Source organism: Dysgonomonas massiliensis (assembly GCF_900240225.1).
Lineage (GTDB): Bacteria > Bacteroidota > Bacteroidia > Bacteroidales > Dysgonomonadaceae > Dysgonomonas > Dysgonomonas massiliensis.
Map to the genome: position 1 here is coordinate 1 of NZ_OEPV01000018.1, position 26,655 is coordinate 26,655.

Annotated in this window: 17 protein-coding genes and 3 pseudogenes; 2 read left to right on the plus strand and 18 right to left on the minus strand. The window is 36.5% G+C overall.

What is annotated here, in order from left to right; all coding sequences use genetic code 11:
• Window positions 1–173 precede the first annotated feature (173 nt).
• The 16 genes from tatC to C1A06_RS14805 all read right to left on the minus strand — a co-directional run bounded on the left by tatC (window position 174) and on the right by C1A06_RS14805 (window position 23,220).
• Entirely contained in the window at window positions 174–968 is a 795-nt protein-coding gene (tatC, locus tag C1A06_RS14730; protein WP_101690910.1) for a twin-arginine translocase subunit TatC, read from the minus strand.
• A gap of 9 nt (window positions 969–977) precedes the next feature.
• Window positions 978–1,175 carry a Sec-independent protein translocase subunit TatA/TatB gene (locus tag C1A06_RS14735; protein WP_101690911.1) on the minus strand — a complete coding sequence of 66 codons (198 nt, stop codon included), beginning with the start codon at window positions 1,173–1,175 and terminating at the stop codon, window positions 978–980.
• 91 nt (window positions 1,176–1,266) lie between these two features.
• Entirely contained in the window at window positions 1,267–2,676 is a 1,410-nt protein-coding gene (locus C1A06_RS14740) for a DUF5009 domain-containing protein (protein WP_101690912.1), read from the minus strand.
• A gap of 11 nt (window positions 2,677–2,687) precedes the next feature.
• On the minus strand, window positions 2,688–4,022 hold the full coding sequence (locus tag C1A06_RS14745) for an alpha amylase family protein (protein ID WP_101690913.1): 1,335 nt from the start codon (window positions 4,020–4,022) through the stop codon (window positions 2,688–2,690).
• A gap of 13 nt (window positions 4,023–4,035) precedes the next feature.
• The gene (locus tag C1A06_RS14750; RefSeq protein WP_101690914.1) at window positions 4,036–5,448 is read right to left on the minus strand and encodes a sialate O-acetylesterase; all 1,413 of its coding nucleotides are present in this window, start codon (window positions 5,446–5,448) and stop codon (window positions 4,036–4,038) included.
• A gap of 14 nt (window positions 5,449–5,462) precedes the next feature.
• Window positions 5,463–7,763, minus strand: a complete 2,301-nt coding sequence (locus C1A06_RS14755; RefSeq protein ID WP_159461432.1) for a glycoside hydrolase family 20 protein — start codon at window positions 7,761–7,763, stop codon at window positions 5,463–5,465.
• Window positions 7,764–7,808: 45 nt separating this feature from the next.
• Window positions 7,809–8,753, minus strand: a complete 945-nt coding sequence (locus tag C1A06_RS14760; protein ID WP_101690916.1) for a ligand-binding sensor domain-containing protein — start codon at window positions 8,751–8,753, stop codon at window positions 7,809–7,811.
• Complete coding sequence (locus tag C1A06_RS14765; RefSeq protein ID WP_101690917.1) at window positions 8,750–9,835, minus strand: DUF4434 domain-containing protein; 1,086 nt, start codon at window positions 9,833–9,835, stop codon at window positions 8,750–8,752. Before C1A06_RS14765 ends, C1A06_RS14760 begins: the two co-directional genes overlap by 4 nt.
• An 8-nt stretch (window positions 9,836–9,843) precedes the next feature.
• A complete protein-coding gene (locus C1A06_RS14770; RefSeq protein WP_101690918.1) occupies window positions 9,844–11,310 on the minus strand; it encodes a calcineurin-like phosphoesterase C-terminal domain-containing protein in 1,467 nt (488 codons plus the stop codon).
• Window positions 11,291–12,682 (minus strand): alpha amylase family protein, encoded by a 1,392-nt coding sequence (locus C1A06_RS14775; protein WP_101690919.1) that lies wholly within the window; start codon window positions 12,680–12,682, stop codon window positions 11,291–11,293. Before C1A06_RS14775 ends, C1A06_RS14770 begins: the two co-directional genes overlap by 20 nt.
• Window positions 12,683–12,746: 64 nt before the next feature.
• The gene (locus C1A06_RS14780; protein ID WP_101690920.1) at window positions 12,747–14,438 is read right to left on the minus strand and encodes a DUF5018 family protein; all 1,692 of its coding nucleotides are present in this window, start codon (window positions 14,436–14,438) and stop codon (window positions 12,747–12,749) included.
• Window positions 14,439–14,458: 20 nt separating this feature from the next.
• Window positions 14,459–16,129 (minus strand): RagB/SusD family nutrient uptake outer membrane protein, encoded by a 1,671-nt coding sequence (locus tag C1A06_RS14785; protein ID WP_101690926.1) that lies wholly within the window; start codon window positions 16,127–16,129, stop codon window positions 14,459–14,461.
• A gap of 16 nt (window positions 16,130–16,145) precedes the next feature.
• Window positions 16,146–19,367, minus strand: a complete 3,222-nt coding sequence (locus C1A06_RS14790; RefSeq protein ID WP_101690921.1) for a SusC/RagA family TonB-linked outer membrane protein — start codon at window positions 19,365–19,367, stop codon at window positions 16,146–16,148.
• Between the two features lie 126 nt (window positions 19,368–19,493).
• Window positions 19,494–20,666, minus strand: a complete 1,173-nt coding sequence (locus C1A06_RS14795; protein WP_101690922.1) for a n-acyl-d-glucosamine 2-epimerase — start codon at window positions 20,664–20,666, stop codon at window positions 19,494–19,496.
• Window positions 20,667–20,700: 34 nt separating this feature from the next.
• On the minus strand, window positions 20,701–22,098 hold the full coding sequence (locus C1A06_RS14800; RefSeq protein ID WP_101690923.1) for a sugar porter family MFS transporter: 1,398 nt from the start codon (window positions 22,096–22,098) through the stop codon (window positions 20,701–20,703).
• A gap of 12 nt (window positions 22,099–22,110) precedes the next feature.
• Complete coding sequence (locus C1A06_RS14805; RefSeq protein WP_101690927.1) at window positions 22,111–23,220, minus strand: DUF4434 domain-containing protein; 1,110 nt, start codon at window positions 23,218–23,220, stop codon at window positions 22,111–22,113.
• A gap of 376 nt (window positions 23,221–23,596) precedes the next feature.
• Here C1A06_RS14805 and C1A06_RS14810 point away from each other — a divergent pair, with 376 nt between their 5' ends.
• Window positions 23,597–24,799 carry an ROK family transcriptional regulator gene (locus C1A06_RS14810; RefSeq protein WP_101690924.1) on the plus strand — a complete coding sequence of 401 codons (1,203 nt, stop codon included), beginning with the start codon at window positions 23,597–23,599 and terminating at the stop codon, window positions 24,797–24,799.
• Between the two features lie 117 nt (window positions 24,800–24,916).
• Window positions 24,917–25,141, plus strand: a pseudogene (locus tag C1A06_RS15275) (IS1595 family transposase); the annotation flags it as partial.
• Here the strand turns inward: C1A06_RS15275 and C1A06_RS14815 are convergent.
• Window positions 25,075–26,040: pseudogene (locus C1A06_RS14815) on the minus strand (ABC transporter ATP-binding protein). The pseudogenes C1A06_RS15275 and C1A06_RS14815 overlap by 67 nt on opposite strands.
• Before the next feature lie 11 nt (window positions 26,041–26,051).
• Window positions 26,052–26,432 (minus strand): annotated as a pseudogene (locus C1A06_RS14820) (HlyD family secretion protein); the annotation flags it as partial.
• Between the last annotated feature and the right edge of the window lie 223 nt (window positions 26,433–26,655).

Below are 26,655 nucleotides of genomic sequence, written 5' to 3' on the forward strand. Positions count from 1 at the left end.
CCAATGAAGCTTCAACGGATGATTCGTAAATATTAGTGGTGACTTTCTCGAAACGAGACAGAGCGGAAAGCTCGAACTCATTGTCGGATTTGTAGTAGCGCTGTGGGACACGGTCCAGTACAATCTGGGAACTTAAATCTAATCGCATAATAATTAATTATATTTGGTGGTGATTATACTAATTCTTTTTTTACTAGTAATTGGCTAAATTCAAACAATAAATACAATGGGACAAAGACAATAGATAAAGTGAATGGATCTCCTGATGGTGTTATTATGGCTGCTAAAATGACCAGAAAAACTACAGTATGGCGTCTGTATTTTCGAAAAAAGGATCTGTCTAAATATCCTATTTTTGACAGGAACCACGCTAATAAAGGTAGCTCAAATACAATTCCCATCAAAAAAATAAGCATCATAAAATTATCCATATACGAATCGAGCGATATTTGATTTTCAATAGCAGTGCTCAACTCGTAAGTCGCTAAGAAACGGAATGTCATTGGAAAAACCAGACAGTATCCAACTGCACAGCCTCCAAAAAACATAATCGTACCAAAACCCAATACCCACCTTATCTTTTTCTTTTCCTGCTGATATAATCCTGGTTTTATAAATTTCCAAACCTCATAGATAATGTATGGGAATGAGAACAAAGCAGCCAACCACAGAGAAGTAGTCATGTGTCTAAGAAACTGTGATGCTAAATTGATATTTATAATTTTCACATCAAAGCTCTCATCACTAAAATTGGGTAAAATAGTAATCGACGAACTCAATTTCGACAAATAATCATATAAGAAAAAATCGGCTCTAGCGGGTCCCAGTATAATCGAATCATATACATAGGGCATAAAAATAAGACCAAGTATAGTGAGAGTTATTATGACAATAAAAGAACGAAATATAGACCAGCGCAACTCTTCTAAATGATCCCAAAAAGACATTTCGTCTACATTCTTGCTCATCGAATAGTTTTATTTTTCTGATTTATTATTTTTGTCGTCTAAATCATTTTCAACATCTTTCACTCCGTCTTTAAAGCTCTTAACACCTTTACCTAATCCTTTCATCAATTCTGGTATTTTTTTCCCTCCAAAAAGCAACAGAATAAGAACTGCAATAATTATAATTTCGGCAGTACCTATATTATTCAAAAACAACAATGTATCCATTTAATTATTATTTTAATTATAGTATATTTTTTATCTTTATTTCTTATACAAACATAACAAAAAACTCACGAGGAAATCTTCATATTAAAATCTAAGTTTTCCAAAACCATTTAATTTTCGTGAAAAACATAGTTATTAATAAAGCGATAGAAGTCAATAGCACCCCTTGTAAAAAACCGAGCCACACATTGGTCGAGAAAACATCCATCAATGCAGTTATACCTAGAAGATTTAATATAGGGTAAGTAAATAAACTGGTCGCAACGTAAGCTATCATTGGATTTTGTCCCGACATAACCAAAAAAGATGTACTACGATAACACTTCCAATAATCACATATGATATTTAGGATCATTAATGCCATAAATGCTAACCCTGCTGTGACAAAATAATAACTGAAAGTCGTAGGATCTTTTTTTATACCACCTTCAAAAGCCTCAAAGAAAAGGCCTAGCATTATTAAAAAACTTCCAGCCGAAAATAACTTTTGCCAAAGAACTACAAACTGAGAATACTCTTTTCTTAAAATCAAATAACCTCCTGCTAGAAGTCCAACATTGATAAATAAATTAGCTACCAACCAACGATTATACAGGCAACATAGATTTACTAGAATAATCAGAAGTCCTATAATGATGAGCAAAAAAGAAATATTTTTTTCCTTAGCATTATCTGTTGTGTAATCATTCTTAACTACTGAGATATTCTCATACAAATATTCTCCGGCTATACTTCCAGGAATAATAATAAACAAATATTTAAGATATTCAAACTTAAACAACCAATCGATTGGAGTAAAGTTCACTATTACCTGATTGATACTGCCTTCAACGTTTGCTCCTAATAACATTCCCATCAATAAAGACAGAATAATCACCCGTCCGACTCTTTTATTAAGTGTAAAAACATAAATGAGGGTTCCAAAACCCGCCATATGAGCCATAATAAGAATTATAATATCGGCAAAGTGTGGATCAAAAACTTTATCTCCTGCATAGTCTACCGAAATCATCAAAATAAACGCTAAGATATAGGCTACAATCTTGATTATAGAATGTGCCCATTTAGGCATATTTAGAGGAATACGCATAAACATCGGGAATAACAAGACAAAAGCGAGTAAAGCAAGCAACCACGATCTTATATCCTGAGGATTGCTTAATGCCCAGGGACTTAAGTGAAATATAAATATAGCAAAAAATGCTAACTGGAAATATCGCTTAAATCCCTCATAAATAATGCGTAACCGACTCTCTCCTTTTTCAATCTTTCTTTTAATCGAAAAAGGAAAAGCAGCTCCCATGGCAAATAAGAAAAAAGGAAAAACAAGATCAACCCAAGTCAATCCCGGAACATCAGGATTGAAAGCATTACTTGGCGGTGGCGTCTGAGCATGATACATCCATCCTGGAAGTATCCCGAAAGCCACAGTTGCAGACAAGACCATCGTAAGGATGGCATAGCCCCGCAAAGCATCTAATGCATAAGATCTATTATTCATTGTTCTTTCTTTTATTCTATCATATTACTGTTTCGCATACCTTCCTCTACCTCTTTCCACATATTTTTGTGAATAATATGAACTATATCGAAAATCATCACTCCATCTGACTCTTTTATATTCATCTCGATAGAACGTGACAAGCCTGATGGATTATCATAAAACTGATCAGCCAAGATTCCTCCACTAAATTGATTGTTTCCTAGTATTTTTCGTAGATTATGATTTGAACCCTCAACACAGTACCACTCTCCGCTATGTACACGACTATCGGTCTCATTCTTCACTTGAGGATTATTTGCACGTACTTCATCAACTGTTATCGTTGTATAGTAGTTCCCTGTTGTATATAAATCCAGAACTTCGGCATAACCATAATTTTTATAATCAGTAGTAGCCCAATCATAATCTATACTTGGATCGTAAGTATTGCTTGCAAAATTAACTCCTACCTCGAAATAAGACGGATACCAAGCACCAGTGTACGTTCCGAATGAAACTTCAGGATTAACCTGTTTTACCTCATCACGAGCAAGTTTCATAAAATCGTAAATATTTTTTGTGCGCCATTCGATCCACTTTAAGAAATGTTTCCCATTTACTCGATCAAATTCTCCATTATCCAACTTCTTCCACTCGAAGATATCTTGAGGAAAGTTTTTCACTTCTTCTCCAATATATTTTTCAAATTCGATTTTCGAAGTTTCTGAAAAATCGGCATTAATGCCATCATAACGAACTCTGTCAAGAATTATTCCATCTAAAGCTGGATATATTGTTACAACTTCTTTCAATACATCGAGGATATGACGCTGAAAATCTTTATTTATAGGATTTACCATAGCGGCATATTTATCTTTTCCTTTATCCTCGGTTATCGGAATAATGCCTTGTGTAGGAGTATAGACAACTGAAGCCCATTCTGGATGTCCATCATAGATCTGTCCACGATTGATGTAATTATGTCCAGCTGAAAAAACATTCAATGAAGCATGAACCTCCATCCCCAAAGAATGAGATTTCTCAATAAAATAACCTAGAAAATCAAAATCAGCACCTTTAGCACCATCCCATTCTGTCATTTTAGGAGCTATTTTACTATCATACAATACTTCTCCCGATATAGGACGGATATCTACTACTGCATGAGTAAAGCCTAAATCTTTTATTTTTTGCAAATAAAAATCAATAGAATCTTTATGGCTAAAACGCTCGAAGTTTGCTGTTGCATCAAACCACATCAAAGCTTGTTTACCTATAGGATCTATATCTAAATTATCTTTCTTAGAATTACACGATGCTAACACACTAGCAATCGTAACGAATACTACCAAATACTTTTTCATCGATTAATTATATTTATTTAATTATTGCACGAAATGGGGCCGCAGGCAATCCTGCATTATTTTTCAATGTCCCTAATTTATAGTTGCGGTAGCAATAACGTACTTCTACCGGATTTTTCACTTCATCGTTCCACACTTTTACAATATTGGTTGCTCCTATTATCTCTGCTTTTGCGGGAACAATATTCCCTTTTTCGTCAACCAATTCGAAACCTTCAACATTTTCTTGTTCCGGATTCAATCCTTCATTTCCATATTCGAAACTTACCTTTATAGCGGAACCTTCTTTTTCTAATCCTTTATATATTGGTCCACTATGCATAAATCCTTCTTTATGATAAGTTTTAGCCAGAGCCCAATAAGCCAATCGTTCGCCTACTTGTATTTTGTGAGGCGGATGGATGAACTTCTCAGCTCCCAAATCGGATGTTATAACCATTCCCGTATTAGGTACTTCGATCAGCATATCTAGTTGTACTTGACGGAAATCAGCCCAATCAAACTCATCTTTGTTCCCCGACTGCCAAGGTGCTATTTGTACATAATAGATCGGAAGTTCTTCATTCTGAAAGAATGTTCTCAATTGTTTAGCAAAAGCTGGAAACATCTTTCGGTATAGTTCCGGGCTTGGTGAATTAGCCTCCCCCTGATACCAGAGGACACCTTTAACAGCTAACCCTCTGAAAGGATGAATCATTGAATTATAAAGTAATGTTGGAGTTCCATTTGGATAACCGAAATCTTTTTCTTTCAATACAGACAAATCAACACCTTCGATTTCAGATAAAGTTTCACGATCCATCCAAGATTCGATTTTCGATGCACTCCACGAGCAATTAATCAGTCCTATCGGTACGTCAAGCTGTTCTTCCAACAAATTACCGAAGAAATAAGCTGCGGCACTGAAATTGCCTACATTCTTAGATGAGTGCAACATCCATTCGCCACTAACATCGTTTTTCAGTTCTTTACTCCACTCATTTTTCACAGAAAACAAGCGGATAGGCCGACTTTCTTTTGCTCTCACAATATATGGATGCGCCCCAAAGACTGGTTGCCCTGTATATCCTTTCACCGGCATCTCCATATTTGACTGTCCCGAGCAGAACCAAAGTTCTCCGATCAGAATATCACTTAATCTCAATAATTCTCCATCTGAGAAATCCATCGTATATGGGCCTCCTGCCGATGGAGTAGTAATTGTTATTTGGAAACGTCCTTGTTTGTCACTTTTTACTGAGTATTTTTTATTATCCCACGAAGTGAAAAGCGTAACTATTTTGTTAGCATTAGCCAATCCCGATATAGTTGTTGCTGCTTGTTGCTGCAAAACCATATGATCTCCGTAATATGCTGGCAATTTAATCTTCGCTCCGAGAGTGAAGGTTATGCACAACATCAATATAGATAGAAGATATTTTCTCATTATTTTCAAACTGTTTATTCTACAATAATTTCATCAGCAAACAATGCTGACATTTGACCTGTATTAGGTTCTGTATCCGGAATCACACCAAACATCGTAATATCCAGCTTCACCTTAGTTACCATTTGCTCCGGGAAAGATACTACGGCTTTTCCTTCTGCTTTAGCCATTTGCTCATGTTCGACAACTCCTACTTCTTTGAAGTTTTGACCATCTTCAGAGACCATAAAGTTAATTTTTAGAGGAGCGTATACTAATACACTGTTCTGATTAGCCGAGCTGAATGTCAATCTACTAACTGCTGTAGGTTTATCAAACTCAATAGTAATGCTACCGTCGGATCCGGCATAGCTGAACCAATCTAGACGCCCTACGGGTTGGCCACCCATAGTACAGTCAGTCAAATTACCCGAACCATCTTGCTCGAAACGAACACCTTCCGTATTTTCGAATACAAGCTTATGTCCTCCTGCTTTATTTACTATGAAGTCACGTACATATGGTATATACATTATTTTACCATCTTTTACCGATATGGCTTTTATTGTCATTGCTTTAGTTCCTATTGGGATTGGTTCTTTATATATCGGACTATTCTGCGTTGGTTCAGTTCCATCGGTCGTATAGTGGATAGTGGTACCCGAACCTGTTGTTGATAATTTCAATTTCAAACCATTATCGACTATTGGTGTAGCAATCACGCTATAAAAGGCTTTCGAATAATTCAAGCCCATTACATCATAGCGTTCCATTAATTTAGGTAATCGTTTAGCAAATGAATTAAAATCTTTATTCGACTCGGCAGCCCATCCAACTTCTGCAACAGCGGCAATACGAGGAAATACCATCATTTCTCGATGACTAGCATTCGGTATATATTCGGACCAGGTGTTAGCTTGTACTCCAAGAATATGTTTCAAATGCTCTTTGTCCAGTCCTTTCACATAAGGATTGAAAGCATAAACTTTTTCAATCGGCAAATAACCACCAATAGCCAAAGGATCATCAGGAGTTAGAGATTGATAGAAATCCAGATACATAAATTCTGACGGAGTCATTATGACATCGTGTCCTTGTTTTGCTGCTGAAATTCCTCCTTGAACACCTCTCCAAGACATCACTGTTGCATCTGGAGCAATACCTCCATCAAGTATTTCATCCCATCCTATAATACGTTTACCTAGTTTGTTAACGACCTTTTCCATACGTTTTATGAAATAAGATTGTAACTCATGCTCATTTTTTAGCCCTTCGGCCTTTATACGCTCTTGGCATTCATGACATCTTTCCCAACGAACTTTAGGACACTCATCGCCCCCTATATGAATATAGGATGCGGGAAATAAAGCTGCAACTTCAATCAGTACATTTTCCAGAAATTCAAATGTTGCATCTTTTGTACAAAATACATCATTAAATACTCCCCAACGCCCTTCTACATCGAATGGCCCTCCTGAACATGACAACTCTGGGTATGAAGCTACTGCTGCAGTTGCATGTCCCGGCATTTCTATTTCGGGTATAATAGTAACAAAACGTTTTTTCGCATATTCTACAACATCCTTGATATCCTCCTGCGTATAGAATCCATTTGTTATTGTATAATCCCATCTGCGAGGATATTCGTTGTTATGCCCTATCAATGTTCGATAACGTTCCGATCCGACAGAAATGAGCTTCGGATATTTTTTGATTTCGATACGCCAAGCCTGATCATCAGTTAGATGCCAATGAAATGTATTGATTTTCAGCATCGCTATTTGATCGATATATTTTTTCACTTCATCTACCGATGCAAAATGACGGCATACATCAAGATGCAAACCTCTATATACAAATGTAGGTTCATCTTCGATTATACAACATGGTACAGTCCATTTCCCATCTACAACTAGCTTTGTACTCTCTATGTCGACCCTCATCAACTGACGGATTGACTGTACTGCATAAAATAGTCCACGAGGAGTCTTGGCTTCTATCTCAATTTTATTTTTCGTAATATTCATTCGATAAGCCTCATCCCCTAATGTATTGTTTAACTTACAAAGTATGACATTATTACTACGCTTGGCTGTTGCTATTTCAAGATTAAAACCTGCTGCTTTCTGCATACTATGACGAAATAAGTAGAAAGCGTCAGCAAAACTTTCATCCATCCCTTTTTCAAAGAACAGTTGAGTACTTTCATTAAATTGAAAAGTTCCGTTTTTGGTAATTAACTTCTCCGGGATCGGAATAATCGAGTATTCATTCTTTTGTGCAGGAACGATAATCGCCAACATTAAGAATGAAAATAATAGAATTACTTTTTTCATAACCATTATATTCATATCTATACTTTAATTATATTTTTCTTCAATTTAAAACGAGAATGTGGACAAATCCAAAACAGCCAATCCTAATTGCGTGCCTACATACAATTTACCGTTTTTTTCAATTATCGTTTGAATACGGTTGTCAACAAGATTACTATTTTCCGTTGTATGTATTTTTTGCAGATCGCCTTTCATCCCCACAATACCTTTATTTGTTCCAATCCAAATAACATTATTCGAATCGGTTGTTAACGATAGAATCGTATTAGAAGGTAATATTGAATTCGTAGATGAAAAAACTGTCCATGTTTCTCCTATTTTTTTTACTAATCCGGAAGCGGTACCAATCCAAAGGGTGCCATCTTTATCAACAGTCAATGCATAAATATCATTAGAAGGTAGTTCACCCTGCTCTTTATTATATAACTTCCAGCTTGTACCATCATAAGATGAAACTCCGTGCAATGTACCTATCCACATTTCATTATTTTCACCTTCAGCAAAACAAGTTATCGTATTATCGCCTAGTAATGCATTTACCGAAGTATAGTTTGATGTTTTTTTCACACCAATCTCAACTACACCTTTATCCCAGGTTCCAATCCATGTAGTACCTTTACTGTCTGTAAAAATACTATTGGCCGACATTGAAATTGAGGCTTGATTATCTTTCAACCATTCCCTATTCGTTATATTTGCTCTATAGACTCCTCCGCCCCATACTCCTCCAAATATTTCTCCGGATGTATTTATATTCAATGATTCTATATATAAGCTTTCATTATCCGGAGTTTGTTTTTTCCATGAGTCACCATCTTCTTGATAAACGCCGTAAGATGTTCCAATCCAGATACTCCCCTGATTATCAAAGACAATTGAACGAATATCATTTTTAGATGGAATAAGTGAATCAATCTGTATTATATGCCATTGTGCACTTAAACAAGAATATATAAAGACAAGAATAATTATCAGCGATACTCTTTTCATAATATTCCTCCTCGTTGTTTTTTATACCATTGCATATAATCAGAGTAGAGTTTCTCTGAGCGGTCATGTCCGGCTTTTGCTATAGAACCAGGCTTGCTCATTAATCCTACATACTGATAGATTAGTATATTTTCCACAAATGGCGATATATCTTCCATTTGTGTCAATACACGATCAAAAGATGCAGGCAGAAGTGCGCTATCATAAACATCATCTTCAAATTCAAATACTTCAAGATCTGCCCACAAACGTGCTCTCCCAGCCTTGTTATGCATATAATATAGTTCTTCGAAATATTTTCCTACTACACCTGCCTTTGTCTTCTTCACACCTACTTCGTCCTGATATGCCATTATATCGATATCTAATAGTTCTAATCGACGAATATATTCATCGTTATAACGAATCGACTTTGTACCGTATGGAGCAATCAATGTTTTAGCCTGAGGTGTTAACTGTCTTGCAATTTGAGAGCAGTGATTTACATAATTAATAGTTGTATCATCTATCGTGTTGAAAATACCGGTTTCATTTGGATAATACCAACCATAAAAACTCTTATGATGAGCATATTTTTCAGCTACTTCAACCATTCCTCTTTCGCGTAAGATGGCAATTTCTTTATTTGTCATCATATTATTGACGTCTCTGAAATCAGACCAATAGTCGTTACTAATAAAGAATTTCAAACCATACTCATCTGCTGCCGACAATACTGCTTCTAAAGGATCGGCACAAACAAAATCGTATCTTGGCTGTATGCTCGAAGGGTAAAAGGTTTTTCCATTGTCAGCTACCGACATTAAAACCATGTATTGCATACCTGTCTCACTAATGTCCTTTATCAGCATTTTCCATTGCTCCTCTGTGAATTGAGCTAATGTGTCATTCCAATAAACACCTTCGAAATCGAGATGATGCTTAAACTCGAACCAAGATCCCATTATCGGTTTGATTTGGGGATTGCGTCTATAATGAGATTCGGATGTAGCAATATCACTAACCTTTCCTAAAACCGAATTACTAACAGTCAGTAAAGCTGCCCCAGCTCCAAGTGCTCGTACAAATTTACGTCTATTCATTATTATATTTATTTTACCTCAGCCATGTATACCTGGCCAAAGCGATCTGTAACTCTAATTTTTATTTGTGAATTACTATTTTTAGGTGTCGCCCTGAACATGTGTTCATTCTTCGAAGGCGATATCCAGTCATATTTTACTTTATCCTTATCCGAGCATAAAGCTTTTGCATCAGGATCAAATCCGGTATATTTAGTCATTTGTCCTTTCACTTCCCCATTCTCGAGCCATTCAACCTTCCAAAGGGGATCGTAATTCCATACATTAACAATTATATCGTTTGGATATTCTTCCGATGCACCAACCGGATAAGCCTTAAATTGATATTCTTTTGGAAATCCCGAACTTTTATAGTACCATTTTACATCTTTATCATCCACTTCATAGATAGCATATCCCTGAGGTGTTCCATCTGTACAAATATCTCCACGCCACCATGTACCACATATTGCAGCTGTGTTATGTTCGTACAGATTCGGAGCATGCAAAATATTTAGATTATAATGCATATGTCCCGATATTATATGTGCATCGTAAGGCTTCAGGATACTAGCTAACGCTTCGAAATTTACAGTAGGATTGGCTATCAGATCATAATTATATTGGAATGGCTCTCGCTTATCGGTCAAGCGTCCAGGTATATGCATTATAAAAAACACAAGTGTTCCTTCAGGCACATTAGCTAAATCCTGTTCGAGCCATAGAAATGTTTTTTCATCAATATACCCCATATAGAAATAATCGCGTCCAAAAAAGAAGTTATTATTTATTACAATATAATGAGCTTTACCTTTATCGAACGAAAAATATCTAGGCCCAAAAAGACTACTAAATGTACGAGCTGAAGTCTCATGCGTACGTCCGTAATAATCCATATCGTGATTACCAATAGCTCGATAAATAGGTTTATCTAATTCACTAACCACATCAATGTATGTTCCAAATAAAGAAGGTGTATCACCGACTACATCACCACAGTCAAAGCCAAATACATCCACATCTTCGTAAGTGCTTATCAAGTTTTTACAATCCTCTAAAATAGGCTTATAATTTCGTAAGTCTTCTTTGCTAGTAGCCTGAACATCTGAATGAACGAAGAATACATGTTTCGAATCATCAACCTTGTTTTTTATCAATTCGAAATCATATCTATCTTTCCCTTTTTCCAACTTTTGGTAAAATTGAGGAATTGTTTTATCCACAACCTCTGTCAAATAGCCTGCAGGTGTTGTGATATATACAAAGCCTTCCTCAATCATCGTTTGTATAGCATACTCTCCCTTATCATCAGTCTTTACACTTGTTACACCATCAGTAACCACAACGTCTTTAATACCGCATCCTTCGCAACTCACAGTACCTCGCAGCCAATGACACTGAGCCTGAGCCGTGTTTAAGCACAACACTGAACATAAAATGAATAATGCCAATTTACCCACTGTGCTACGATCTACTTTATTTTGTTGTTTTTTCATCTAATTCTTTCAAATATTTTGTAATACCAGCACCTACTGCATTCCAATAATTATATTTCTTCAAGTGTATTATATCAAACAGAAAATATCCGTCACTATTATTTATTGATACATCAACAGTATTAGTCACCGCAGCATTCAAATCTGTGATTCCTGCCGTACTCCAATTTCCGACATCAGGACCTCCTGCGTACTTCACATCCCCTTTTAGTTTTTCTCCAGCTAATTTGCAAAACCCTTCCACAGTCCACTCAGTTGAACCCTCTATATTACTGGCACTAGCATAAGCGCCTAACAACATAAAGTCCAGATGATCAGCATAACCATATTTCTGATAATCTTCTGTGGCCCATTTAGGATAAGCCGCATTTGTGTTGTACTTAGGACTAGCCCAATTTACGCCTACTCCATAATAGTTCGAATACCAAGCACCAACATATACTCCAAACTGAAGCTTGTCATTTACTCCTTTTACCGTTTTACGCGCTTCAACTATGAAATCATGTATAGTTTTAGCTCTAAACTCGAGCCATTTTTTAAAATAAGGTGGAACAACAACAGGTAAATCTGACCATTCTGACATATCTGGATCCATTATATCATCAGGGTAGTTTTCAATTGTTTCACCTACGTATTCTTCAAATTTTTGACGTGTATATTCTGAAAAATCGCTAGTCATTGCATCGAAGCGACAACGATCCAAAAAAATACCATCAACATCATAAACAGCTAAATCTTTTAATAAACTCAAGATGTATTCTTGGACTTCTTCATTTACCGGGTTTAGAAATTTTGTTCCGTAAGTATAAGATGTTGAATTATCATCAATATCCATTACATTCATGAGTCCTGAAGCTATATGGACTGTAGTTGCCCAATCTTTTTTGCTTTTATCTCGGAAGAGTAGCCCTTGTTCGCCCAATCCATATTGATAAGCATTACCACCCACAAAGGTATTGATTGCGGCATGTACTTTCAGCCCCATACCATGCCCGGCGTCTATAAAAGCTTGCAGATAGTCCCATGTTTCTCTACGCTCATAAAATGAATAACCAGCATCGGACCAATAATCAAGTTTTTTCACTTGCTCACCTACTGATGATTTGAATAAAATATCTCCCATTGTAGGACGTACATCTACAACAATATCTGTAAAACCCGTGCTTTTAGCTAGAGCCAAATCATGAAGGATATTCGCCTCACTATCAGCATAATCGGGGAAATTTGCAGCTGCATCTATCCACAAGTATCGAGGTTTATAGCTATCAGTCTCATTTTCATTCTTATCAGATGTCTTAATATCATCTTCACAAGAAATAAAAGTCATAATACTGACCGCTAACAATAAAATATTTACAATATGTTTTATCATGGTATTTTCTTGTAAAAATCAGTACCCCAATAAACAATATTAGGGTACTAATCTATTTTCAATACTATTCTTCTGCTACAATGCAATCAAAACTATGAGCTATGATTGTTTTGGCATTATTATCCCAACAGAACATATACATAAAGTATCCATTGCTTGATGGCGCTAAAACAATATCGCCATTAGCAGAAACTCCGGCTTCAGCCACATTATTTCTAGTGATAGGTGCTGAGAAGACCAAAGCTGAAGAGCTTGGTATATCACCATCTAATGCACTAGGTACCGCAGCATCGTACAGATAAGATTTTCCTTCCATGCCCCAATGAGGGAAATGCGTCATTGATGCCAATGCAAAATAACGTGCTCCATTAAATATTTTAACATCCAAACGGCTGAAGTTCAATCCCCAACTATCACCTTCAGAGTAGTTCATTTTTACAGTTCCTGCATTAGTATTACCATCTACATAGAATACTTTATTTGCGTCATAATAAGCCAACAAATAACCATCTTCTTTATTTACTGCCAATGGAGTAACTTGAGTATTACTTGTTCCTGCACCCCATTCCACACCTGAGAAGGCTATTATTTCCGGAGTTTCTACAACACCCCCAACAATATTCCAGCGTACTATTTTATTCGAAGCATCGCAAGTTGCCACAATAACAGCGTCTCCGTCAATATTTCCTTGTACCGAAATACGTGAGATAGTTGTTCCAGTTGTATTGGCATATGAAATAAATGATGTAGGAGCAACAGTTACCGATTTCGTCTTAAATATATTTAATGTTTCTCCGGGTGCAGCTGAGTTTACAATCAATAGATTTTCATTATTATCATTTGCAACACTTCCAGTAGCTTTGGCATCACCTAAATTAATTGTTCCAATCTTTCTTCCAGTCATCTTATTCAGATATATAGGTGTAGAACCATCACCTGCCGATACGACCAAATGATTATTTGTTACCGCCAGGGCCGTGCTTCCTGTTCCCCATGCTACTCCAAGTGTTCCTGGATTCACAGACCACATTTGTCGATGTGATTCTTTAGATATACCATATGGTACTTTAGCCGGATTTTCGATTCTTCTTGTTGTATATGTCTTTTCTGTAACACCATCATGTGCAGTTACTGTAAATGAAACCGGTTCATTTAGATTAAACTTCTTACCCGTAATTTCTTCTGCTAATGTAGAGTGTGGATAATGTTCAATATTTACTGTAACATCCGACAGATCGTCTGGAGAATATAATGTAATGATTCCGGTTTCATTATTAACATATCCAACAACAAATGCTCCTGAGACATCACTTGATGCTTCAAAATAATCAATAGATGTACCTGTTAAATCGTGTAGATTACCTGTTATATTTATCTGACGAGAACTTCCATCAGGATATGTCAAGGTAAAATAATTATCTTTCGTCAGATCAAGGATATCTAGCCCCGGAGACAAAGTACAATTGGCACCTAGTTCGGCGCGAACACGCATTTTTGTTATGTCTGGAGTATTATCTGAACTTTCAGGAAAAAAACGTGGAATTTGAATAATATATTCCGATGCAGTTGGGTCCTCTATCTTCAATTCGAAATTAGCAGCTCCATCATTACCTTCCATATAATCTCCTTCGGTAAATGTAGCACGCAAGCTAGTTATTGCGTTACGCTCAACAGTTGGATTTAACACATCCGGATCTTGACAGCTTGTTGAATATAAGGTCAACAATACGATCAATGTATAGATATATATTTGCATAATTATTTTTTTTAAGATTATTATTGCCACTCAGGATACTGATTTACACTTCCATTGCCATTTAATTCGCTTGCAGGTAGTGGTACTCGATACATTTTTTGAGGGAAATGACGATCCTGCAAGTCACAATCTATATAAGAATACTTAAACACACCTGCTCCCTGATCTTCAATTTTCAGTCCATGCACACGAATGCCATTCAGAACCGTATGTGCTAATTTCCAGCGTCTAAGATCCCAGTAGTAATGTCCTTCATATGCGAGTTCTACTTTTCTTTCTTGACGAATTGCATCGAATAAATTGTTTCCTGATTTATTGGTATAAGGTAATCCAACTCTGGTACGAATTCTCTTAACTGCATCATTTGCTTCCGCTGTTTTACCTAAACGATAACAAGCCTCTGCATAATTTAAAATAACTTCAGCATAACGAATTGCGATCCAAGGCTGTGTCGATTCTTTCGTAGTTCCCAGATTATGGCTTTCATCTACAAGTTTTCTCAAATAATAACCTGTTGTTGAACGTCCTCTTGGTGAAGCATCTACTGTCCATGCAGCAAATCCGTCAATACCTCCAACATATGATTCAATAGTTCTACCTTTCCATGCTGCTCCATTATAAAGTATTGTTGCATGAAATCGTGGTTCAAGTTCTGCATATGGAGGTTCCTGAGTAACTCCACTTGGGTTATGCCAAGCTGACCAATCAGGAAAGCCACCTTTAGCCAATTCGAACGATTCTACCATTTCTTGGGTAGGTGTTCCTACTCCACCATCACCAACTTTATCTCCTCCTGGTGAATAGCTTGCGTCAAAATTGTGATAAACACCTGTTCTATCATAAGCGTATGCTAATAGGATTTCTTTTCCATTCGGGTTTTTAGTACTTTCAGAGGTTCTAAATATATCTGAAAAATTTTCTTCCAAGTCATATTTCTCTTGTTTCTCCAACGCTAAGTAAGCTTCTACAACTACGCTCCAGCGCTCTGCATATAGCATGGCACGAGAAAGTAATCCGTAAGCAGCTCCGCTTGTAACACGAGGATTTACGTCTTGTTTACTCTTATTTGCAAGAGGTAAGTTTTCTGCAGCAAAACGCAAATCACTTTCAACCATATCCCATCCTTCAGCTTCTGTATTCAAAGGTTTTTCGCTTTGAATCTGAGACATGTCTTCATTATATAAAATTACATCCTTGTATCTTTTTAATAGATCGGTGTATAGCCACGCTCTGAAAAAACGGATCTCAGCCTCTAAACGTGCAAAATCTTTTTCATCAAGACTTCCGCCCCATTTACGTAAATCGGATAATGCCTGATTAACATAACGTATATATTCATACATCGTTGCCCAATTTCCCAAATATACCGATACATACGAAGCTGTCAATACTGTACCTCCATACGACAATTCATTAGGAATAAAAGCATTAGCATTATATGTCATTGATCCGTATTTGAGTATATCAGTAAATCCTTCTGTCATACCAGCCGTAGATTGTCCTGTTCTATAATTTCCTAGATAGTCAATATAGTTATAGAAGTCGTTAATAACCAACTCTGCATTTTTCACATTGCTCCAGACTACTTTATCTGATGCCGAATCTGTTGGCGCCATATCTAAATAATCATCGCAAGACGAAAATAAGAGCGCGCCACTTAATAATATGGTTGTTAATATTTTAGATTTCATAGTTTCAATATTTATTTTAGAACGAAATAGTAACTCCACCCATAAATGTCTTTTGCTGTGGATAATATCCATTATTCACGCCCGGAGATTCAGGGTCAATTCCATCAGGCAATCCACTTATGGTGAATATATTAGATCCTTCTGCAAATACACGTAGATTGGTTATTCCTGTATTTCTAAGAAGTTTTTTAGGTATTGTATATCCAATTTGTGCTGATTTGAGACGAATATATTTTCCATCACGTAACCAGAATGTAGAAGACAATCCATTGTCTCCTCCTTTAGTATTATTTAATGTAATACGAGGGAAAGATCCATTTGGATTATCTATACTATAAGCATTTTCGACTAAGAAAAGTGGAGAGTTTGAACCTTCTTTAAAAGTCTGAGTCCAAATTGAATTATCATCATAACCATTATAGTATGTACCTGTCATCGACACATCAAAAAGAGCTCCACCTGTAAACTGAGCATTGAAGTCGAAGCCGTTCCAGTCTGCGCCTAAGTTCAATCCAAATGTCAATTCTGGACGATTCGTACGACCAATATATCCACGATCAGCCCATGTAATTTGTCCATCACCATTCCTGTCTTTATATTTTATATCACCTATATTAGGACGATTTCCATACCAAGCCGAATTATCAATCTCTTCATCTGAACGGTATAATCCTTCAGCAACCCACCCCGAAATAGCACCTAATTTGCTTCCTGTTCTTTTTTGATGTTCTTCGAGATTTGCTGATTCAGCAACACGTAACCAACGGCTTTTAGCATAAGTTACATTCGGAGCGATTGTATAACTAAATTTTTTATCAGCTAAAGTAAATGAGTTTCTATGAGTCAACAGTAATTCGAATCCTTTCGTATCCATTCTTTCATAGTTCTCCCAAGACTTATAATATCCGCCCATAGACGAAGGATAGCTTCCTTCCATATATGTTAAAATGTCATATGTGTATTTATAAAACAGGTCGAACTCTACGGCTAATTTACCACCCCATAATACAGCATCGAAACCTGTATTATAAGATAATGTTTTCTCCCATGTCAAATCCTCATTAGCAATCACATAAGGTCTTAATACATTATTAAGTCCACCATCAATCAATACTGGTGGTATTGGGCTGTTATATCCATCATCTTTATTCATAAAAGTATATACATTTAGAAATGCATATGGATTCACGGTAGCTGCTCCAAGAAGGCCGACAGAAGCTCTAATCTTCAGGTCATCAAGGAAAGTTAAATTCTTCATAAAGTCTTCTTGCGACATCCGCCATGCAACAGATCCTGAAGGGAAAAATCCCCAACGCTTACCACTACCTGCAAATAGATATGAACCATCGTAACGGCCTGTCATTTCAGCCAAGTACTTACTAGCATAGTCGTATCTAGCTCTAAATACGTAACCGATACTGCGAGAAGCATCACTACTACCTCCCGGCTTGTTTGATATTGTAGTACCTAACCCTATTTCAGGGAGTTCTGCGATATTCAAGCCTTTTACGTATACCGACATATTGTTCGTTTTATAATCACGAAGTTCAGCAAGTCCCATCAAATCAAGGTTATGAGAACCGAACGAACTTGTATAATATAATCCAGCTTGTCCGGTCAACCATTCTTGAGTTGTTTGTCCTTCCCCCAAATGAATATCACTGATAACACGAGGGTCACCCATTTCTTTATATCCTAATTTATTGTTACTATCAGGCAATGAAACTCCCCAAACAGAATATGGAGTATCTAAGTTTTTATTATGTGAAGTTGCATAGTCATACGAACCAGTGGCTTTGGCACTCAATCCTTTCACCCATGGAAGTTTATATTCTAATGTAACGTTAGTTTGTATGTCTGATGAACGTGTTCTCTTATACCCAGATTCATAGATTGCAGCTAACGGGCTCTGTGCTAATGCCGTATTATTACGCATCGGCACACCTGTATACATTATTTTTTGAGTATCTGGGTCTTCATATGTTTTAGGTAAATACGGATGCATCGCGATAGTTTGTCTTGCGACAGACAACCATCCGGCTTGTTCCCACTGTTCACTACCTCCTGCACTATAACCTGGGGTCTGGCGGCGACCTACATTGCCGGCAACTCCGACTGAAACAGAAAAGTCTTTAGTGATATCTGCGTTGATATTTGCGCGCATATTATAACGACGATAGTTGAATTTGTCGATGTTACCTTCTTGTTTCAAGTAACCCAGAGAAACGAAATAATTCATATTATCTGTTCCACCTTGCAATGTTACACTATGTTTTTGATTCGTTCCATTACCAAAAACCTCATCGATATAGTCTACATTATCAAAGCCATCTCTAGGATCATTGTTTTTCATCAAAGCAATATCTTCTTCTGTAAATATTGGAATATATTGCTCTCTATCTGTTATCACACCATTAGCAAATTGATCCATCATATCTGCCATGTTGTAGTAATGTGCAAATTGAGGACCATTCATGAATTTTGGAAAATTGGCATTCATTGACACTCCAAATGATCCATTATAGGTCAATTGAGGTTTGCCTTTTTTCCCTCTTTTAGTAGTAATGATTACGACACCACCCGCTGCCTCTAGTCCGTATATAGCTGCTGCTGCACCATCTTTCAGAACCGAAACACTCTCAATGTCATTAGGATCAATATCGTTTATCGATCGAGGCATACCGTCTACGATATATTTAACTTCATATTGAGAACCACGTACCCTTAGTGCAGCTTGGTCAACACCTGGTTCTCCAGATTCTTGAACCGATGATACCCCAGGAAGACGTCCCCCCAATAAACTTGATACATTTGTAGATGGAGCTTTGATCAGATCATCGCCTTTTAGGGCAGATACTGCACTTGTCATACTTGATTTTTTCTGTACTCCATACCCAACAACCACAACCTCATCGATCATATGTGCATCTTCTTGTAAGACTACATCTATTACTGACCGATTATTTATTTTTTCGCTATGAGGTTTATAGCCAACATATGAGAATTCTAATGTTCCATCACCATCTAAAACTGTGATAGAGTATTTTCCATCAATGTCGGTAATGGTAGCATTGGTTGTTCCTACAAGTCTTACAGTAGCGCCAATAAGTGTTTCACTATTGCTGTCACTTACAACTCCTGTTACAATTTTTTGCGCTTGCATACTCATAAACAAGCAAGAAAGTAACACGGAGAGCACTACCCTTGATTTCCATTTCTGAATAGTTTTTTTCATCATGTACACTATTAAGGTTTTTAATAACTAATAATTTAAATTTTATACAAAACTGAGTGCATCACACTCCGATCAGTTCATTATTTATACAGTATCTCTCAAATATTCATTTCAACATTCTTTTTCAATTTATTTCTTATTTATCTCCTCTAAAATTTTCCAACACTGATACATACCTCGTGGAACGTGGAAACATCCTTTCCATTTACCACCTTTCAATGAAAGCAACACTTCACCTCTTCTATTGAGATAACCATACCATTCTGGATATTCTTTATCTTTGAAGTGTTCCCAAGAATAATTATGTACTTTTTCGAACCAAGCCAAACATTCTTTGGAACCTGTTAGCTTATATCCCTTTAACAGCGATATTAATGACTCTATGTGAACCCACCATAACTTTTGATCCCACTCTAATTGCTGAGGTGGATATCCCATACGATCCTTATAATAAAATATACCTCCATGCTCTTTATCCCATCCATATTCAACCATGGTCAAAGTAACTTCAATCGCTTTGTCTATGAGCTTTTGATTATTTAGGCGGACTCCTAAATCCATAATAAACCACATTGCCTCTATTGCGTGTCCTGGGTTAACCAATCTTCCATCAAAAGTATCAGACAGCTCCCCATCAACGGTTACGTTTTCGACGATAATACCACCTAATTCTGGACGATAAAAGACCTCCATTACCTCATGAATACATGTATCAATTACATTTTTCATAAAATCGGGAGTCAACAGATGTTCTATCTCTAAAGCCAGATTGCATAAAATCATTGGCAGAGCAAAATTTTTCAGACTACGTGTCCCAGGATGCGCTTTTGTCCATTTACCTTTTGGATTATCAACCTTTGAAAGGATTATGTCAAAAGTTTTTCGTGTTATCTCCGAATATTCTTCATTGCCTGTAGCCTTATATAATTGCCCAAAGGCCATCGTTGCGAAAGTGTAGGAAAAAATATTATATGGATCAACTAAAGGCTTCCCCTCTCTGTCTAGGGAAAAATACCAATTGTAATTTCCATCATGACCATATTTTTTCAAGAACTCACCTCCATGAATAGCGGCTTCGAGCCATTCGGTTTTTTGTTCTACCGTATTATACAACATAGAGAACATCCAAACTTCGCGTCCTTGGAGCCAAATAAATTTATCGGTATCGAATACCTTTCCATCGCGTTCTAGACAAGTAAAGTATCCTCCACATTCTTTATCGATTGAATTTTCGAGCCAAAATGGCATAACATTATCTAGCAGTTCCGATTTGTACTGCGCTTCTAATTTTAATAAATTCATTGAATTATATCTTTACATTAATTTATATCTATTATTACTCCCAGTATTTTTCTATTTCTTCTAGTGATTTCCCAGTGGTTTCGGGAACATATTTCCAAATAATAAACATGTATGGAAGACACATAAATGCGAATAAAATGAAGGTTCCTGCTGGTGTTGCATTTTTAAGCAGGAAAGGAGTTAATTGACCTATTAGATAGGTCCCGAACCAAAGAGAGAATCCTGCAATTGACATAGCTAGACCACGAATCTTTATCGGATACATCTCAGATAAGAGCACCCAGATAACTGCACTAATGGATATTGCGCAAAAGAAAATATATGCAAGAAAACAGATCAATAAGCAAACGCTAGGGATACCAAATTCTGATCCGGCTATAAAATAGATAGCAATAAGCAACAACGAAACGATCATACCTGTCACTCCAAAGTAAACCAGTTTTTTTCGCCCGACCTTATCTATAATGAATACAGCTAGGATTGTAGTTAACACATTCACTAACCCCACGATAACTTGATAGAATAATGAATCATCACCTGAAAGACCACTGCTTTCGAAGATCGTAGGACCATAATAGAGAACTGCATTAACTCCCATAAACTGACCCAATATAGCTATAGCAGCACCAATAAGAACAGCTTTCATTATCCCAGGTTTAAGCAATTCGCGCCAATTAGACTTCGTTTCACCCCCTATCGCCTCTTTTGTCTTTAACAATTCCTCTTTAGCAACATTCAAAGAGCCATAAATACGTCCTAGAATAGAAAGAGATTTTTCATCTTCATTCTTCAGAATTAGCCATCTAGGGCTTTCCGGAATAACCATCACAATCATAAAAAAGAGAACAGATGGTATCGCTGCCATGCCTAACATACTACGCCAAACTTCGCTATGAAATATTTTAGACAACCAAGGACTAGTCAGCGCTTCAGCTCCACCATTCGAATAATTCAGTAATCCGAAATTTACAATATACGCTCCCAAAAAGCCTATTGTTACAGCTAACTGATAGAGCGAAACCATACGCCCACGATACTCAGCAACAGAAATTTCGGATATATAAAGAGGTGATACTATAGATACAACACCAATACCTATACCGCCAATCATACGGGCATAGACCAGATGATCAAAATCCGATGCTGTTGCACACCAGATTGAAGATACCGCAAATAGCGTTGCTGATATTAATAACGTCTTCTTCCTTCCTAAGGTGTCACTTATTATACCTCCAACAGCTACACCTCCAATAGATCCGATCAATGCACATCCGACATACCATCCTTGACTCATTTCATCCAAAGAGAATTGTCGTGCAATTTGACTAATAGTTCCCGATATTACAGCGGCATCGTATCCGAAAAGGAAACCACCCAAAGCTGCAGCCAGAGCCAGAAAACTAATATATTTTAAATTAGTTGTAATATTCATCTATTTCTATGTTTATTTTATTTCGAAATATTCTTTATATCTGTTATATAAATGCCCTGCTTGCAGATAAGATGACTGGGGACTCATGAAATGTGAAAATTCAAAGGTTATTGCTTTGTCATAGCCTGCACGTTTAGCTGCTTCTAGTTTCATACGAAGTTTATCAAATTTAATCGGCAAGAACTTGATAGGCATATCTCTATCGAATGTTTCTGCATTCGTCCAGCACTTCATTCCAAATTTATCTGCCATTTTTTTATTAACCTCGAAAAATGCATCCAGCTCATCATAATCTATATGACCATCCTGAAAAGCGCAAGCATCAACAACATCTTTTATCCCATCAAAAATTTCACTCCACTCGCTTTCATGTTCCTGCACCGAAACTGAATCATTTTTAGATAATGTTCCCGAAGCAGCCATTACTGCTTTTTTACCATCTATCCATGGCGATATAAATGTGGGTAGTCCATTTGATACGTCTTTACATTGCTTGCCCATAGTATAAAATGCATCTATAGCACCTTTTGTCTTCCGACTAATTTCACCGCTCACGTACCACCCGCCAAAACTTTTGTGGTGCTGTCCGTATTTTTCCCAGACTTCATCAATTACAAAACGATTATGATCTATCTCAGCTCTCAAATCACCCGTATCCCAATACTCTCCGGAATCGTACAAACCAAAATAAAATTTCATATTATATTTGTCGGCCAAACGAAGATACATATCAACCAGATCTACAGATGGCATATAACAACCACGTTTTAGTAAATACTCAGATGGATAAGTTATGAACTTACGATAACCCGATCGAATCAAAATGACCGTATCAATCCCAACGCTTTTCATGTACTGAAAATCCAAATCCCATTCTTTTTCGCCCCAATTCTGATGAGGAATATCGTGTGAAATTTCATCTAGAAAAGTTCCTGATATCCTTAGCCCCTCATTTTTGGGTATAATAAGTTTCGGTTCAATAGAATTATTTAGTTGTGGACAAAAATCAGCCTCAACCCTATTCGCTACTCCACTACAACTATCCAATATTGGAACTACTGTCGCAGCTACTCCAGCCATTGCTGCTTTCTTCAAAAAACCTCTACGGCCATTCTCTTTCATACCATTTTGTTTTAAATCCAATCCCATTATTTTTCGCTCTATACTATCAATATGCTGTATTGCTTATATATTTTACAAGATGTTGTTTATTGTCACAAATATATAAATATTACCTAAAAAACGCACCCTATTATTAAATTTATTTATTATATACCCACTAGTTAATAATTAAATTAACATAACTGAAAGGCACAACATAGTAAAACATCTCGCGAATAGACTATAAAATACGATATAGAAAGCCAAAAAGAGCATATAATAAAAACCAATATAAAAAATAAAGTATATTTTAAATATGTTTATAAACATAAATACATTTTCTATTTTTTATTATATTTGTACTGCAACATAGCACCAATTAACATTGAAACTTGACATGGATACAAAATTAATTCAAGAAATAGAGAAGGGGACTAAGTCGGCCTTGATCAAGAAGAGAATAATAAATTACTATATACAACACAGAACATCTACAATCACAGCTTTATCCAAAGTGTTGGATCTGAGTATACCTACAGTAACAAAGCTCATAGCAGAAATGTGTGAGGATGGATATATTGAAGATAATGGAAAACTAGAAACAACAGGGGGACGCTACCCAAATCTTTATGGATTAAACCCTAGATCGGGCTATTTCATCGGTGTTGACATCAAACAATTTGGAGTAAGTATAGGGATTATTAATTTCAAAGGAGATCTTATTGATGAGGAAACAATCCCATACAATATGGAGAATACCCCCGAAAATCTAGATCAACTATGTCAAATAATAATCAATTTTATAGCCAAGCAAACTATAGAACATAACAAGATATTGAATATTAACGTAAACATATCTGGACGCGTAAACCCTGAGTCAGGATACAGCTATAGTATTTTTTATTTCGAGGAAAGTCCACTATCAGAGGTTTTAAGTAAAAAGATAGGCTACAAAGTAAGTATTGATAATGATACAAGAGCCATGACATATGGGGAATATCTAGCAGGATGTGTGAACCACGAAAAGAATATTATTTTTGTAAATATAAGCTGGGGACTTGCAATAGGTATTATTATTGACGGCAAAATATATAGTGGCAAATCAGGGTTCTCAGGCGAATTTGGCCATATTCCAGCTTTTGACAACGAGATAATATGTCATTGCGGAAAAAAAGGATGCCTAGAAACCGAAGCATCTGGATCTGCTATATATAGACATCTTCTTGAAGAAGTAGAAGCCGGTACATCTACCATATTATCCCAAAAAATCACCGACAAAAAGAAAATAACCTTACAAGAAATTATGAGAGCGATTAATAAAGAAGACACTCTTTGTATTGATCTTGTAGAAGAAGCAGGAATGCAATTGGGCAAACACATTGCGGGGCTGATAAATATCTTCAATCCTGAAATGGTTATTATAGGAGGAACCGTTTCCACATCGGGTGATTATATAATGCAACCGATCAAAACTGCGATAAGAAAATATTCGTTGAATCTAGTCAACAAAGATTCTAAAATTGTATTATCAAAACTTCAGGACAATGCAGGAATGATAGGTGCTTGCCTTCTAGCAAGAACTAGGATATTTGAGACTTGATTCATGTTCTCTCAACTAGAGTAACTGGAGCTCCTAATTTTTCTTGGACAAAAAGTTAAGCGAAATAAAAACATTATTCTAGGTATTGACGCGGATAAGAAGAAAATACTTTTGGAAAGTTTACGAGCCAACACGGTTACGCATGGCTCTCAATTACCTTTTCGTTATTGGCTTGTTACTATTCACTTATTTACCAGCACAAAGAAAAGTTTCTCGGCAGCTGAGATTCAACGTCGACTTGGACAGCCTTACTATCAACCGATTTGGACGATGGTTCATAAATTAAGGAGTGTTATGGGCAAACGCGATGAATTATACGAACTATCAGGATGTATAGAGCTTAGAGTTAGTTGCATAAAACAGTCCTCGATAGAGGGTTCTATCGTTTCGATCTCAAGCTTAGGATATCCTCGTAATGCTAAATACTGTTTTAAATCATCTTTTGAAAGCTTATCATTAACTGTTATATGATGGCTCTATCCGAACGTAAAACAAGTTTTCACATATTCATTTGCTCTCAGGCCGAACAGCAGTTTATGCATATTCTCGGAACGAACAGCCCACAAGATTTCACCATATCTATTTATAATGTTTTCGGGAGTATCTATTTGCATAGTGTTTCCATTTTGAATAAATGCAATCCGATCACAAAGTGAAGCTTCATCCATATATGGAGTTGACACCAAAATTGTAATGTCTTGCTCTTTCAGTTTACGAAGCATTTCCCAAAATTCTTTTCTCGATACCGGATCTACACCTGTAGTAGGCTCATCCAAGCACAAAACTCTTGGTTTGTGAATCAAAGCACAACTCAAGGCTAATTTTTGCTTCATCCCACCAGATAACTTACCTGCCATACGGTCTTTGAATGGTTCTATCTGTTGATATATATCTTTAATTAAATGATAGTTTTCTTTGATAGTCGTATTGAAAAGTGTAGCGAAGAAAGTCAAGTTCTCTTCAACAGTCATACCCTGATAAAGAGTGAATCGTCCCGGCATATATCCTACATTCTGCCTTATTGGCTTATAATCCTTCCTCACATCATAACCATCAACCCAAGCATTCCCACTATCAGCAAATATGACTGTAGTCAATATCGGGAATAAAGATGTCTTACCAGCTCCATCGGAACCTATCAGCCCGAATATCTCGCCTTCATCAACTGTAAAATTGACATCATTCATAGCCTTTACATTTCGATAATTCTTACTTATATGCTCTATTACAACAGATTTCATTCCGACAATTGTTAGAACTTTACTTCTCCGGACATACCATCTTTGATATAGCCGTCATTTTGTGCGGCAACCTTTATTGCGTATACAAGGTTTGCCCTCTCGTCTCTGGGTAGAATTGTTTTGGGGGTAAACTCTGCTTTGTCGGATATCCAACTAATTTTTCTGTTATATTCTATATTGCCCGATTCTCCCATATCGACCACCTTTACTTCTTGCCCAACTTTGCTAGAAGTCAATTGGCTAGCTGTAATATAAGCTCTTAGATACATAGCCTCAATATTACCTACTTTGAATAAGGGTTTACCCTAAACAGCAGACTCGCCTTGTTCGGCATATTTAGCCAATATAGTCCCTTTGATGGGACTCGTTATAATTGAGTTAGCTATTTGATCTATCTGTATGTGTAAATAATACTTGAAAACTACCCCACTATAATACTTGAAAAGTATACCACCAGAGGAAAAAAAATGACTTGTTTTAACAGTCTATTGATTGTTAAGATTCTTTATTTTATTAACAAATACTCACATTATAAATTCCTTTGTGTATGATTAAAACACAGAGGATAAAATGATTAAAATGGTGGATAGACAACAAATTATACACATGTATCGA

Bases quoted from the DNA above. Each gene is read 5' to 3' on its own strand.
- C1A06_RS14795 (WP_101690922.1), bottom strand. From the start codon at position 20,666: ATGAATTTATTAAAATTAGAAGCGCAGTACAAATCGGAACTGCTAGAT.
- C1A06_RS14790 (WP_101690921.1), bottom strand. From the start codon at position 19,367: ATGATGAAAAAAACTATTCAGAAATGGAAATCAAGGGTAGTGCTCTCC.
- C1A06_RS14755 (WP_159461432.1), bottom strand. From the start codon at position 7,763: ATGAAAAAAGTAATTCTATTATTTTCATTCTTAATGTTGGCGATTATC.
- C1A06_RS14805 (WP_101690927.1), bottom strand. From the start codon at position 23,220: ATGAAAGAGAATGGCCGTAGAGGTTTTTTGAAGAAAGCAGCAATGGCT.
- tatC (WP_101690910.1), bottom strand. From the start codon at position 968: ATGAGCAAGAATGTAGACGAAATGTCTTTTTGGGATCATTTAGAAGAG.
- C1A06_RS14745 (WP_101690913.1), bottom strand. From the start codon at position 4,022: ATGAAAAAGTATTTGGTAGTATTCGTTACGATTGCTAGTGTGTTAGCA.
- C1A06_RS14810 (WP_101690924.1), top strand. From the start codon at position 23,597: ATGGATACAAAATTAATTCAAGAAATAGAGAAGGGGACTAAGTCGGCC.
- C1A06_RS14800 (WP_101690923.1), bottom strand. From the start codon at position 22,098: ATGAATATTACAACTAATTTAAAATATATTAGTTTTCTGGCTCTGGCT.
- C1A06_RS14770 (WP_101690918.1), bottom strand. From the start codon at position 11,310: ATGAAAAAACAACAAAATAAAGTAGATCGTAGCACAGTGGGTAAATTG.
- C1A06_RS14775 (WP_101690919.1), bottom strand. From the start codon at position 12,682: ATGATAAAACATATTGTAAATATTTTATTGTTAGCGGTCAGTATTATG.
- C1A06_RS14740 (WP_101690912.1), bottom strand. From the start codon at position 2,676: ATGAATAATAGATCTTATGCATTAGATGCTTTGCGGGGCTATGCCATC.
- C1A06_RS14760 (WP_101690916.1), bottom strand. From the start codon at position 8,753: ATGAAAAGAGTATCGCTGATAATTATTCTTGTCTTTATATATTCTTGT.
- C1A06_RS14780 (WP_101690920.1), bottom strand. From the start codon at position 14,438: ATGCAAATATATATCTATACATTGATCGTATTGTTGACCTTATATTCA.
- C1A06_RS14735 (WP_101690911.1), bottom strand. From the start codon at position 1,175: ATGGATACATTGTTGTTTTTGAATAATATAGGTACTGCCGAAATTATA.
- C1A06_RS14765 (WP_101690917.1), bottom strand. From the start codon at position 9,835: ATGAATAGACGTAAATTTGTACGAGCACTTGGAGCTGGGGCAGCTTTA.
- C1A06_RS14750 (WP_101690914.1), bottom strand. From the start codon at position 5,448: ATGAGAAAATATCTTCTATCTATATTGATGTTGTGCATAACCTTCACT.
- C1A06_RS14785 (WP_101690926.1), bottom strand. From the start codon at position 16,129: ATGAAATCTAAAATATTAACAACCATATTATTAAGTGGCGCGCTCTTA.